Consider the following 12,052-nt stretch of genomic DNA (forward strand, 5'->3'; position numbering starts at 1 on the left):
AAGGTGCGGATGCGCGCGTCGCCCTCGCACCAATGTAGGGAAAGTCCGCCCATCACCCCGCCCTCCGCAGGCGCTCAGCCTCCCAGCGCGCCGCCTCGAACGCGGCCTGGTAGCGGGGCGCACGGGCGTAGCGCTCGACCTTGGACAGGCCGGGCGCGTTGTAGGCGGCGTGCGCGTCCAGCAGCTCGTTCTGGGTGGTGGCGCAGATCGCCCGCCAGTGATCCAGGCAGAACGCATGGCCCGGCCGCACCGCGATTCCGCAGCCGTCCACCGCACAGCTCACCTCGTGCGCGCCCGCGATCGCCACATGCTCGGGCCGCGAGAGCGCGCCGGGCACGATCCCGCGCCGCGCCAGCTCGGCGGTCAGCAGCGCGCTGGGCACCGTGCGCAGATCGGGCGTGCCGGGCAGCGTCAGGCTGCGGTTCTTGTTCCGCTGGCGCCGGATCAGGCCCTGCGCCTCCAGCCCGTCGATCATCCGGTGGACATTGCTCTTGGACGCCAGGCCAAGATGATCGGCCACCTGCTGATAGGAGGGGCCGAACCCAGCCCGGGCGAGGTGCTCGCGGATGAAATCCAGCGCGTTGAGCTGCTGCGGCGTCATGCTGCCACCGCCTGCGCGGGCGCATCGGCCCGGCGCGCTTCGATCACCCAGTTGTCCAGCAGCCGCTCCGGCCCATGGCGGCTCGCCGCGATCACGCCGCCCACGTCCAGCGCCACCAGGCCGAACACGTGGAAGGTCAGCGATCCGCCGAACAGGTCCACCAGCGCGGCGACGATCGCCTCGTCCGGGCTGCCCGCGGCACGATCGGCCGCGATCATCGCCAGCAGGCGAGAGAGAGATGCGCGCGCGATCATGCCAGCAGACCCCACGCGACCAGCGCCATCAGCACCAGCGCGGCGAAATTCGACGCCATCAGCGCCTGGAACCACAGCGCCGCCTCGATCGGGGCCTGCCCCTTCGCGGCGCGGCGCGCGCGATAGGCGTCGGAGAACAGCTTCATGCTTCGCTCCCTTCGGTGATGATTGCGGTGGTAAGCCCCGGCAGCGGCGCCAGCGGCACGGGCCGCCCCAGCGGCGGCAGCCAGATGGTGCGCGTCTCGCCCGGCGCGGCCGGATGGCGCACGTCCCAGACGATCCACCAGTAATCGACCATCCCGCCCCGGAACGCGCGCGCGCCCATCTCCGCGATGCGATCGCCCGGCGGCATCGACGGCCGCTGGGTAAGGTGCAGCACGGCGGACGGCGGATGATCGCTGAACAGCCGCCAGCGCGCCTGGCTGGCCAGCCATTTGACCGGCAGCACCATCGCCACATAGGTGCCGCCGCACGCCGCCACGATCCGCAGCGCATGGCGCGCGAACGCCTCGCTGATCAGTTGCCCGGCATAGCGGCCCGCGCCCTTGCGATAGCTGTAGGGCGGGTTGCACACGATCGAGACCGGGTTGGGCGGCGCGATCGATTCCAGGAAATCCATCGCCGCGAAATCGAAGCGCACGCCCTCAAGCTGCTCCGCGTCGATCCGCCGCACCACGTCCGACAGCATCAGCCGCCGGCTGTGCCCGCCGCCGCCGAACGCGGCCAGCTCGCCGAACGCGGCGCCGATATTGCCCAGCCCGCACGCCGGGTCCCAGATCGTCTCGCCGCGCATCAGCGCCACGCGAAACCCGCCCAGCGCGTCGATAAGCTGGCGCGTCACCCATTGTTCCTCGACATACCAGTCGAGCGGATGCCGCTTCGCGACCGCGCCCGAGGACAGCTCACCGCGCGGCATCGGATGCCTCCGCGTCGAACACACGCTCCTTGCGCGCGAAGGCCAGCTCGGCGACGAACGAACGCCATTCGATGATGATCACGAAGCCCTCGGCCTCGTAGTCGTCGGTGCAGCCGCACCAGCCCCCGACCGAGATGTGCGGCAGCCAGCTCATTCTGCGATCAGCGTGGTTTCACGCCCCCCGTCCTCACGCCGCCGCACCTGCCACCGGTTCCTTCCCGCGTGATAGGCGAAGTAGTCTTTGGTGTGCTCGTTGCGGTTCTGCTCGGCAGCCCACCGCTCAGCGCGGGTACGGCTCATGCCCCCAGCTCCTCGTTCAGCCGGTCGCGCAGCTCGCGCTTCATGTCCGGGGTCAGCTTGGGCAACAGGCTCTCGCGCACCCAGCGCTTGCGCTCCGCCACGCCCAGGCGGCTCCAGCCGCCGTCCATCGCGTTGAAATGCTTCTGGTATGGCGCGGGCGCCGCCCCGGCGGGCCGGTCCACCCCGGCCAGGATGCGCGCGTCGTCGGCGCCGATCTCCGGATCGCCCAGCAGCGCCTCGATCACCCGGCGCCGGTCTGCCTCGGCCCGCACCTGCGCGATCGCGCGCAACTGGCTGGCGTTCTCGCCCGCCACCGGATGCTTCGAAAGCGCCTCCGCCAGGTCGGGAAACGGTTCGATCAGCAGCCGGAAAAGCGACAGGTCGTTGTGGATCGACCGGCGCGACATGCCCAGCGCCTCGCCGACCGATTCCTCCCAGCCATATACGTGTGCAATCTTTGCACACGTATCGCTCACCTCCTCGGTCAGCGCCTCCTCAACCCGCGTCTCGCCGGCCTTCACCCGCGCCCAGCGGGCCTTCTGTGCAAGCTGCTGCTGCTTGAGCCCGCCATGCTCGCGCGCGATCCGCTCCTGCGCGGCCTGCACCAGCGCGGCGGTGAACTTCGCCCGCTCGATCGGCGCGAGCGGCCGGCGGTGCAGGTTCTCGCTCGCCTCCAGGTCGGCCAGCTCCTCCTGCTTGCCGCGCACCTCGATCGCGAAGACGCCGATGCCCTCTTTGCGCGCGCCGATCAGCCGGTGCATGCCCGTCACCAGCCGCCACGGCTGCCCGGCATTCTTCGGCTGCGCCACCACCTTGATCGGGTCGCGCTGACCATCGACGGCCATCAGCCGCCCGAGCGCCGCGGCCTTGTCCTCATGCAGAAACCCGATCCGCGAGCCCTCGTCGACATGCGCCGGATCAAGGCGCAGCAGGTTCGCGCCCGCCAGCAGCGAAGGCGCCGTCATGCGTCACCTCCACGGCCGGGGGTTGACCCCCCGGCCGCTTCGGTCACCCTGCGGCTGTCACCACCAGCGGGGAAATCGCCATGGACTCGAACGTCGCGCTCCAGCTCTCCATGATCAAAAATCTTCAGCGCAAGCTGGAGTGCGACACCGCCATCATCCGGCAGTTCCAGTTCGCCATGCTGCGGTTGCTCGAACGCATCAGGAAGGGCGCGACGGAAGAGGTGCTTCAGATAGCCGATGCCATGCAACAGGCGGCGCAGGCCGAACGGCGGATCGACGATGCGAACGCGCTGGGCACGCTGGTCTATCAGCTCCAGCAGCAGCTCCGCACGCCTGCGAACGACTAGCTCGCCGATGCGGCGGTCTTCCCGCGTCGCTTCCCGAAGCGCCGCCGCCTGGCGTTCGAACGCGGCACGTGCATAGGCGGCATCGGCTGCCGCATCGGCAGCGGCATCGGGATCGGCCCACGCGGTCGGCTTGATATCGGCGCGCCGCCCGGTCAGCACATAACCGATATCGACGCCGCATTCCGCAAGCCTGAGCAGATACTCGACGGTGCACGGGGTCCTTCCCGCCTCATACGCGATCTGGCTGTTTTTGTGGACGCCGGCAAGCTCGGAAAAAGCAGTCTGGGTAAACCGTTTCTCCTTGCGCTCCTCGCGAAGACGCTTTCCCAACGCCGCCAGGCGGTCACTCTGCCCGCCGCTCATTTGGCACCGCCATTTTGACGATGCGCGATGGCCGCGTCGCTGCTATCCGATTTGTCGGATAAGGACTCAGGAGCCAAAGCCTTGTCGATCGCGTCAGCAACGCGCCGGTTGGTGCGCCCACGGAGGAAGTCGGAAACCGACTTCCGCGGCAGCCCTTGCGCGTCTTCAAATGCGAAGACGGTGCCGAACCGGGTTCTCAGCCCCGCCTTGATAAATTCCCGCCTGTGGTTAGCCGCGTTCATATGAGCAATCCGCTAAATCGGTCCGCTTTATCGGATAACCGACCCGGAAAAGAGGTGCAAGCCGAAAAACCGCAATCGCCGTTTGCGAGGCGCGTGGCCGAGATGATGGGGGATCGCGATTATGCGTGGCTGGCGAAGGAGACGGGGATATCGTCCAGCGCGATTGGCGGGATCAAAAATGACGGTAACATCCCGCGCGCCGACAACGCGCTGAAGATCGCAAGGGTGTTGGGCGTCACCGTGGACTGGCTGTTGACGGGGGAGGGCGAAGCGAAAGCGGCGGCCTCAGCCGGGGCGCTTGCCGATCGCAAGACCGGATACCGCCCGCCGCCGCGCGATGAAGCGCCCGATCTGGATCTGGTGCAGGTTCACGAGATCGACCTGGCCTATGGACTGGGCGGCACCTACTCCGACGGGCCGATCGAGGCGGAAGTGCTGCACTTCCCGCGCACCTGGCTGCGCTCGATCACCAAGACGCCGCCCGCCATGCTGACCTTTGCGCGCGGCAAGGGCGACTCCATGGAGCCTACGCTACAGGATGGCGATATCGTACTGATCGATCGATCTGTGCAGACCATCCGCGAACAGGACGCCATCTGGGCATTGACTAACGGCGATATCGCCATGATCAAGCGGGTGCGCGTGAAGGGCGATCGTGTCACTATTCTATCGGATAATGATCGCGTCCCGGATGACGATTTCCATCACGAGGAAATCAACGTTGTGGGGCGCGTCGTCTTCATCGGCCGACGCATCTAAGGGGGGGATTAATGGACGCGATCGAGCCCGGCTTCCGCCCCTGTCCGCGATGCCGCGAGCCGATCCGCGAAGGCGCCACCATATGCCGCTTCTGCGGCCACGACATGACGCCTAGGAATTTCTGGGACCGGGTGGTCAACGGCACTGCTCCCCAGGGCGGCCAGTCTGTCGAGATGCGATACGTCTCGGGATGCGGCAAATCGGTCCTGGTGATCGCGCTGATCCTGGCCTTCGCCCCGGCGATCTCGCAATGCGAGCAGGAACAGCGCGAACAGCCCCCTCCCGAGGAAGCGGCAAAAAAGGCTGAGGACCGGCGGAACGGCATGCATTGCCTTAGCCACTGGGATGGTTCGAACGCTGATCTTGTGCGCCAGATCAAGGCCGCGCTGGGCGATCCCGACAGCTTCGATCACGCTGACACCTTGATCTCGCCGCTCAACGAAGCGGGCAATCATCTGCTGCGAATGGACTTCCGCGCCGCCAATGCGTTCGGCGGCAAGCAGAAGCTCACGGCCTGGGCGCGGATCGACCCGAAAAGCTGCAAAGCGGACATCATCTCGGTGAAAGGTCCGGACGGCATGAGCGCGATCGACGGGCTATGAGGCGCGACCGCTGGCTATACGCGGAGGCCGCCCTGGTCACCCTGCTGATGCTCGCCGCGGCCGGCGCCGGCCTGGCCTCGATCCTTTAGCCGGTGCCCCGGAAATTCTGTCCCACTTCCGCCGCCGCCGGCGCACCTGGGATCACGCGCGCGCCGCCGCTGAGAGCGCAGGAATCTGCCGTTTTCCGGAAGTGGGGCACGCCGCGCCGAACTGGGCGCGCATTTGCCCCGGTTCCGCCCCGGTTAACAGCGCCCCCCCGCCGTCTCAGACGGCTCTGAGAGCCCCCTGAAACCGCAGAAATCCGCCACTGAGAAGCCATCCCGCGGCGCCCGCGCCGACTCCAGCCGAACCTGTCCGCCATCGTCTAAATTCACCACGACTCTAGACAATGCCCCGCCCCGCCGCCACGATCCCCATCACCCCGCAACCCCGCGGATTTCAGCCGTTTATCCCACGATATCCCACAAAATACCGCCTAATCCCGCCCCTCCAGGATCAACAGTCCCTCTACACACCCCTTCCATGCACTTCCGCGCCGAAGCCATCGTCGTCGCCGTCCGCCCGCATGGCGAGCATGGCGCGGTGGTGCGCGCGTTGACGGCGGAACATGGGCTCCAGCCCGGCTATGTCCGCGGCGGCCGCTCGCGCGCGATGCGGCCGGTGCTCCAGCCCGCGTCGGTGGTGGTGGGCGATTGGCGCGCGCGGACCGAGGAGCAGCTTGCCGGCCTCACCGTGGAACCGGTCCACAGCCGCGCGCCGCTGTTCCGCGAGCCGCTGCCCGCCGCCGCGCTCGAATGGGCCTGCGCGCTCACCGCGGCGGTGCTGCCCGATGGCCAGCCCTATCCGCGGCTCCACAGCGCGCTGGAAGGGCTGCTCGCCGCGATCGAGGCGGCGCCCGCCGCGCGCGGATGGGCGGTGGCGCTGGTTCGTTACGAGCTGCTGCTGCTCGCCGAACTGGGCTTCGGGCTCGATCTGGAACATTGCGCCGCCACCGGCCGCAACGACGACCTGGCCTATGTCAGCCCCAGGAGTGGCATCGCCGTCAGCCGCGTCGGGGCGGAGGGCTATGAGAGCCGCCTGCTGCCGCTGCCGCGATTCCTGACGCAGGGCGGGGCGGCGGAATGGGAGGATATCCTGGCGGGCCTGCGCCTGACCGGCCATTTCCTGGAACGCGATCTGCTCACCGGCCGCGCCGCCGAGGTGCTGCCCGCGCGCATGCGGCTGATCGACCGGCTGATGCGGGCGGTTGCGTAAGCGCGCGGGTGTCGGCAAAGCGTCCCGGCTTTTCTGAGGAGCCAAGATGCCGCTGATCGCTGTACTCGCCGGAGATGGAATCGGACCCGAGGTGACCGCCGAGGCGCGGCGCGTGCTCGAAGCGCTGGGCCTGGACCTGACGTTCGAGGAGGCGCCGGTTGGCGGCGCGGGCTATCTGGCCAGCGGCATGCCGCTGCCGCCCGACACGCTGGCGCTGGCCAAGCGCGCGGATGCGGTGCTGTTCGGCGCGATCGGCGATCCGCGCTTCGACGCGCTGGAACGCCGCCTGCGCCCGGAGGCCGCGCTGCTGGGCCTGCGCCGCGAGCTGGGGCTGTTCGCCAACATCCGCCCCGCCACGCTGTTTCCCGGGCTGGAGGACGCATCGCCGCTGAAGCCGGAGGTGGTCGCCAATCTGGACATCGTGATCGTCCGCGAGCTGACCGGCGACGTCTATTTCGGCGAAAAGGGCCACCGCACCACGCTGGAGGGGCTGCGCCAGGGCTATGACCATATGAGCTATGACGAGCGCGAGGTGGAGCGCATCGCGATCGTCGGGTTCGAGATGGCGAAGCGCCGCCGCCGCAAGCTCTGCTCGGTGGACAAGGCGAACGTGCTGGAAACCTCGCAGCTCTGGCGCGAGGTGGTGAATGAGGTCTCGGTCAGCTATCCCGAGGTCGCGCTGACCCATATGTATGTCGATAACGCCGCGATGCAGCTTGTCCGCCGCCCGTCGGAATTCGACGTGATCGTGACCGGCAACCTGTTCGGCGACATCCTGTCGGACCAGGCGAGCATGTGCGCGGGATCGATCGGCATGCTGCCGTCCGCCTCGCTCTCCGACTGGTCGGGCGCGAACGGCATGTACGAGCCGATCCACGGCTCCGCGCCCGATATCGCGGGCACCGGCAAGGCCAATCCCTGCGCTGCGATCCTTTCCGCCGCGATGCTGCTGCGCCACTCGCTCGCCGACGAGGCTTCGGCCCAGCGGATCGAGGCGGCGGTGAAGGCCGCCATCGCAAGCGGCGCGCGCACCGCGGACCTGGGCGGCACCCTCTCGACGCGCGAGATGGGCGATGCGGTGCTCCGGGAGCTGGTGTGACGCCACTCGAGCTCGCCGTCGTCATCCCGACCTTCAACGAGCGCGGCAATGTGCCGCGTCTCGTGGCGGCGCTCGATGCGGCGCTGGCGGGGCGGGCGTGGGAGGCGATCTTCGTCGACGACAACAGCCCGGACGGCACCGCCGATGCCGCGCGGGAGATCGCGCGCGGCGATCCGCGCATCCGCGTGATCCAGCGCATCGGCCGCCGCGGGCTTTCCACCGCCTGTATCGAGGGGATGTGCGCCACCTCCGCCCCGCTGGTGGCGGTGATCGACGGCGACATGCAGCATGACGAGAGGCTGCTGCCCAGGATGCTGGACGCGCTCCAGGGCGACGCCGCGCTCGACGTGGTGGTGGGATCGCGCTTCGTCGACGGCGGCGGCACGGGCGAATGGGACCGCGATCGCGTCGCCAAGTCCGCCTTCGCCACCGGCCTGTCGCAGCGCGTGCTGAAGGTGAAGCTCAGCGATCCGATGAGCGGCTTCTTCATGGTGCGCACCGCGCTGGTGCGCGCGCTGGTGCCGAAGCTTTCGGGGATCGGGTTCAAGATCCTGCTCGACATCATGACCGCCAGCCCGCGGCCGCTGAACTTCCGCGAGCTGCCCTATGTCTTCCGCACGCGCGAGGTGGGGGAGAGCAAGCTCGATTACTTCGTAGCGCTCGAATATCTGATCGCGCTGTACGACCGGCGCTTCGGCCGCATCGTGCCGGTGAAGTTCGCGATGTTCGCGGGCGTCGGCGCGCTAGGGGCGGTGGTGCATTTCGCGGTGCTGTGGCCGCTGCTGCAGATGCTCCACATCGCCTTCCTGCCCGCCACCATCGTGGCGACGGGCGTGGCGATGACCTTCAACTTCTTCCTCAACAACGCGCTCACCTATCGCGAGCAGCGGCTGCGCGGCGCCGGGCGGCTGCTGGCGGGCTGGATCAGCTTCTGCGCGGTCTGCTCGGTGGGGGCTGTGGCCAACGTGGGGCTCGCGGCCTTCCTGTTCGACGTGCAGCACAGCGACTGGCGTTTCGCCGCGCTGGCGGGGATCGCGGTGGCGGCGGTGTGGAACTATGCGCTGTCGTCGCGCTTCACCTGGGGGCGTTACTGAAGACCCTCCGCCAAACCGGCCGCACGCCCGGGCTCAGCGCCAGGCGCCGAACCACATCCAGTAGTTGAAGCCCCCGCCGTCCACGAGCGGCATCGCCGCCAGGATCGGGTAGAAATAGACGAACGCCAGCGCCGCCACCCCCAGGAACCACGGCTCCGCCTCGCGCAGCCCGCGCCATTCGCGAAAGGCGATTGCGATCGCGTAGCAGATGAAGATCGCCGAGGGGTGGTAGTAATAGAAGAAGCCCAGCGACTTCGGGATGACGATGAAGATCGCCACCGATGCGATCCACAGCAGCGCCACCGCCAGCGGCGCCAGCGTGCGGTGCCGGAACCAGGCGTAAAGGCACGCCCCCACCGCGATCAGCCCGCCCCACAGGATCACCGGATTGCCGATCAGCAGCACCCCGCGCCACGCGCCCGCATCCCATTCGTAGAAGTACCACAGCGGCCGCAGCATCAGCGGCCAGCTCCACCATTGCGACTGATAGGGGTGGGGCTGCAGGGTCTGCGTCTGCCGCTCGTACATGATGAACTGGAAGGGGATGAGCTGGTCCAGCGTCATCGGCTCGCTGGCGTAGAAGAAGGCGGGCAGGAAGGTGAGCAGATAGGTGGCGATGCTCACCACGCCCAGGATCAGCAGCCCCGGGATGGTGGCGATGCCCTGCCAGTGGCGCTGGCCCTTGCCTGCCAGCAGCGCGGGGATGCCGCGCGGATCGAAGGTCGATCGGGGCCGCGGCCCGGCGATCGGCATCGGCCGCAGCGGGAACAGCGCGGCCCAGTTGTCGCGCGCGCGCAGCGCCACAAAGGCCAGGCAGGCGAGCGCGGTATAGGGGATCGCCGCCCATTTGACGCCCACCGCGAGCCCCAGCAGCGCGCTGCCCGCGATCCAGCCGCGCATCGCCCGCCCCGGCGGCGCGCGGGCCGACCAGGTGAAGGCCGCCAGCGCCCAGACCAGGAAGGCGCCCAGATAGACGTCCAGCATTGCCGTGCGCGCCATCACCAGCAGCATCTGGTTGAGCATCACCATCAGCGCGCCCGCGGCGGCCGCGCGCATGTCGCGCACCAGCAGCCACAGGAACACGAAGCTGCCCGCCACCGTCGCCGCGCCCGCGATGGTGCCCGGCAGGCGCCAGCCCCAGGGGTTGTCGCCGAAGATCGTGATGCCCAGCGCGATCAGCTCCTTGGCGAGCAGCGGATGCTCGATATTGCGCGGCCCTTCGAGCGCCAGCAGCGTGCGCGCGGCGGGCACATAATGCGTCTCGTCGAACGACAGTTGGTGCGGCAGGTCCAGCCACGCCGCGAACAGCAGCTCCGCCGCCACCGCGAACAGCAGCGCGACGAGCCAGGGCCGGTCGAGGAGAAGCTTCAGGCGGGCAGGCATCGCACGATCGATAGCGGGTTGTTCCGGCGCCTTCTAGGGAGCGCGAGGGCGGAATCTTCCCCTATCCTCCCCCGCCAGGGGGAGGGGGACCAGCGAAGCTGGCGGAGGGGGAGGATTCCAGAACGTCCGCCGGGGCTTCCGCCCCCTCCGTCACGCCGCGCGCGTCACCTCCCCCTGGCCGGGGGGAGGATAGGCGGGGGGTAAAGGCAGAATTGGTTGACGTACCCCGTTCCGCCGCCGCAAAGCGTGCCGGCCATGAAGCGTCATACCGGACAGGACCGCAGCGTAACCCGCAACTGGAAACCCGCTACCCAGGCCGTGCGCGGGGGCACCGCGCGATCGGAATGGGGGGAGACCAGCGAGGCGATCTTCCTCACCTCGGGCTATGCCTATGATTGCGCGGCCGATGCCGCCGCGCGCTTTGCGGGCGAGCAGGCGGGGATGACCTATTCGCGCCTCCAGAACCCCACGGTGGAGATGCTCGAGCAGCGCATCGCCCTGCTGGAAGGCGCGGAGGCCGCGCGCTGCACCGCCAGCGGCATGGCTGCGATGACCGCGGCGCTGCTCTGCCAGCTCCAGTCGGGCGATCATGTGGTGGCCGGCCGCGCGCTGTTCGGATCGTGCCGCTGGCTCACCGATACGCTGCTGCCCAAGTTCGGTATCCGCACCACCATCGTCGACGCGCGCGATCCGCAGCAGTTCGCCGACGCGATCCTGCCGGAGACCAGGGTCTTCTTCTTCGAAACCCCCGCCAACCCGACGATGGACATCGTCGATCTGGAGGCGGTGTGCCGCATCGCGAAGGAAAACGGCATCACCAGCGTGGTGGACAATGCCTTCGCCACCCCCGCGCTCCAGCGCCCGATGGAGTTCGGCGCGGACGTGGTCGCCTATTCCGCCACCAAGATGATGGACGGCCAGGGCCGCGTGCTCGCGGGCGCGGTGTGCGGGACGGAGGATTTCATCCTCAACACGCTGCTGCCCTTCACCCGCAACACCGGGCCGACGCTCTCCGCCTTCAACGCCTGGGTGGTGCTGAAGGGGCTGGAGACGCTCGACCTGCGCATCCACCGCCAGAGCGACAATGCGCTGAAGGTCGGCCGTTTCCTGGAAACGCGCGTGCCGCGGATCAACCATCCCGGCCTGCCCAGCCACCCGCAGCACAATCTGGCGATGCGCCAGATGGCGGCGTGCGGCCCAATCTTCAGCTTCGAGGTCGACGGCGGCCGGGCGCAGGCGCACGGGCTGCTCGATGCGCTGGGCCTTATCGATATCTCCAACAATATCGGCGATTCGCGTTCGCTGATGACGCATCCGGCATCGACCACCCATTCGGGCGTGGCCGAGGACAAGCGGATCGAGATGGGCGTGAGCGAGGGCATGCTGCGGCTGAACGTCGGGCTGGAAGATCCCGACGATCTGATAGCGGACCTCGATCAGGCGCTGGAGAAGGTCGGATTGTGATGAAATCCCTGTTCAGCGAGGAGGCGGAGACGCAGGGGGTGATCGTCCGCGTCTCGGTTTCCTACCTGCCTGAACAGTCGGAGCCGCAGCGCGGGCGCTGGTTCTGGTCCTATCACATCCGCATCGAGAACACGGGGCCGGTCACCGTCCAGCTCCTCACCCGCCACTGGATCATCACCGACGGGCGCGGCCACCGCCATTCGGTGGAGGGCGAAGGCGTGGTGGGCGAACAGCCGATGATCGCGCCGGGCGGCAGCTTCGACTATGTCTCCGGATGCCCGCTGGCCACGCCCACGGGCAGCATGCAGGGCAGCTATCGCATGGTGGCGGAGGACGGTTCGGTGTTCGACGCCGTCATCCCGCGCTTCGCGCTCCGCGCGCCCGCGGTGGCGGAGTAGGCCATGCCGCG

At 68.5% G+C, this 12,052-nt stretch carries 17 protein-coding genes; 7 read left to right on the plus strand and 10 right to left on the minus strand.

Going from position 1 to position 12,052, the window contains the following annotated elements:
- Positions 1–52 precede the first annotated feature (52 nt).
- From OM513_RS08145 to OM513_RS08185, 9 genes are read right to left on the minus strand one after another with little or no spacing between them, the layout of a single operon-like run.
- A complete protein-coding gene (locus OM513_RS08145) occupies positions 53–601 on the minus strand; it encodes a LexA family protein (protein ID WP_264943674.1) in 549 nt (182 codons plus the stop codon).
- Entirely contained in the window at positions 598–855 is a 258-nt protein-coding gene (locus tag OM513_RS08150) for a hypothetical protein (protein ID WP_264943675.1), read from the minus strand. The genes OM513_RS08145 and OM513_RS08150 overlap by 4 nt, the downstream gene beginning before the upstream one ends.
- The gene (locus OM513_RS08155) at positions 852–1,001 is read right to left on the minus strand and encodes a hypothetical protein (protein ID WP_264943676.1); all 150 of its coding nucleotides are present in this window, start codon (positions 999–1,001) and stop codon (positions 852–854) included. Before OM513_RS08155 ends, OM513_RS08150 begins: the two co-directional genes overlap by 4 nt.
- Entirely contained in the window at positions 998–1,771 is a 774-nt protein-coding gene (locus OM513_RS08160; RefSeq protein ID WP_264943677.1) for a TRM11 family methyltransferase, read from the minus strand. Before OM513_RS08160 ends, OM513_RS08155 begins: the two co-directional genes overlap by 4 nt.
- Entirely contained in the window at positions 1,758–1,925 is a 168-nt protein-coding gene (locus OM513_RS08165; RefSeq protein WP_264943678.1) for a hypothetical protein, read from the minus strand. Before OM513_RS08165 ends, OM513_RS08160 begins: the two co-directional genes overlap by 14 nt.
- Positions 1,922–2,071: a hypothetical protein gene (locus OM513_RS08170; protein WP_264943679.1), complete on the minus strand. Its 150-nt coding sequence runs from the start codon at positions 2,069–2,071 to the stop codon at positions 1,922–1,924. Before OM513_RS08170 ends, OM513_RS08165 begins: the two co-directional genes overlap by 4 nt.
- Positions 2,068–3,036, minus strand: coding sequence for a hypothetical protein (locus OM513_RS08175; RefSeq protein WP_264943680.1), 969 nt, complete (start codon positions 3,034–3,036; stop codon positions 2,068–2,070). The genes OM513_RS08170 and OM513_RS08175 overlap by 4 nt, the downstream gene beginning before the upstream one ends.
- Positions 3,033–3,746, minus strand: a complete 714-nt coding sequence (locus OM513_RS08180; RefSeq protein ID WP_264943681.1) for a helix-turn-helix domain-containing protein — start codon at positions 3,744–3,746, stop codon at positions 3,033–3,035. The genes OM513_RS08175 and OM513_RS08180 overlap by 4 nt, the downstream gene beginning before the upstream one ends.
- Positions 3,743–3,988, minus strand: a complete 246-nt coding sequence (locus OM513_RS08185) for a hypothetical protein (RefSeq protein WP_264943682.1) — start codon at positions 3,986–3,988, stop codon at positions 3,743–3,745. The genes OM513_RS08180 and OM513_RS08185 overlap by 4 nt, the downstream gene beginning before the upstream one ends.
- Positions 3,989–4,090: 102 nt before the next feature.
- Here OM513_RS08185 and OM513_RS08190 point away from each other — a divergent pair, with 102 nt between their 5' ends.
- From OM513_RS08190 to OM513_RS08210, 5 genes are all read left to right on the plus strand, one after another.
- Positions 4,091–4,747 (plus strand): XRE family transcriptional regulator, encoded by a 657-nt coding sequence (locus OM513_RS08190; protein ID WP_264943939.1) that lies wholly within the window; start codon positions 4,091–4,093, stop codon positions 4,745–4,747.
- Between the two features lie 11 nt (positions 4,748–4,758).
- A complete protein-coding gene (locus OM513_RS08195; protein WP_264943683.1) occupies positions 4,759–5,349 on the plus strand; it encodes a zinc ribbon domain-containing protein in 591 nt (196 codons plus the stop codon).
- A gap of 522 nt (positions 5,350–5,871) precedes the next feature.
- A complete protein-coding gene (gene recO, locus OM513_RS08200; RefSeq protein WP_264943684.1) occupies positions 5,872–6,603 on the plus strand; it encodes a DNA repair protein RecO in 732 nt (243 codons plus the stop codon).
- A 46-nt stretch (positions 6,604–6,649) separates the two neighbouring features.
- A complete protein-coding gene (gene leuB, locus OM513_RS08205; protein ID WP_264943685.1) occupies positions 6,650–7,702 on the plus strand; it encodes a 3-isopropylmalate dehydrogenase in 1,053 nt (350 codons plus the stop codon).
- A complete protein-coding gene (locus tag OM513_RS08210) occupies positions 7,699–8,796 on the plus strand; it encodes a glycosyltransferase (protein ID WP_264943686.1) in 1,098 nt (365 codons plus the stop codon). Before leuB ends, OM513_RS08210 begins: the two co-directional genes overlap by 4 nt.
- Positions 8,797–8,829: 33 nt before the next feature.
- Here OM513_RS08210 and OM513_RS08215 read toward each other — a convergent pair whose 3' ends face one another.
- Entirely contained in the window at positions 8,830–10,179 is a 1,350-nt protein-coding gene (locus OM513_RS08215) for a glycosyltransferase family 39 protein (RefSeq protein ID WP_264943687.1), read from the minus strand.
- 255 nt (positions 10,180–10,434) lie between these two features.
- Between OM513_RS08215 and OM513_RS08220 the strand changes: the two genes are divergently transcribed.
- Positions 10,435–11,643 carry a trans-sulfuration enzyme family protein gene (locus OM513_RS08220; protein ID WP_264943688.1) on the plus strand — a complete coding sequence of 403 codons (1,209 nt, stop codon included), beginning with the start codon at positions 10,435–10,437 and terminating at the stop codon, positions 11,641–11,643.
- The gene (gene apaG, locus OM513_RS08225; RefSeq protein ID WP_264943689.1) at positions 11,643–12,041 is read left to right on the plus strand and encodes a Co2+/Mg2+ efflux protein ApaG; all 399 of its coding nucleotides are present in this window, start codon (positions 11,643–11,645) and stop codon (positions 12,039–12,041) included. The genes OM513_RS08220 and apaG overlap by 1 nt, the downstream gene beginning before the upstream one ends.
- Positions 12,042–12,052: the final 11 nt, after the last annotated feature.

It is taken from the genome of Sphingomonas canadensis (assembly GCF_026013525.1).
Taxonomy (GTDB): Bacteria; Pseudomonadota; Alphaproteobacteria; order Sphingomonadales; family Sphingomonadaceae; genus Sphingomonas; species Sphingomonas canadensis.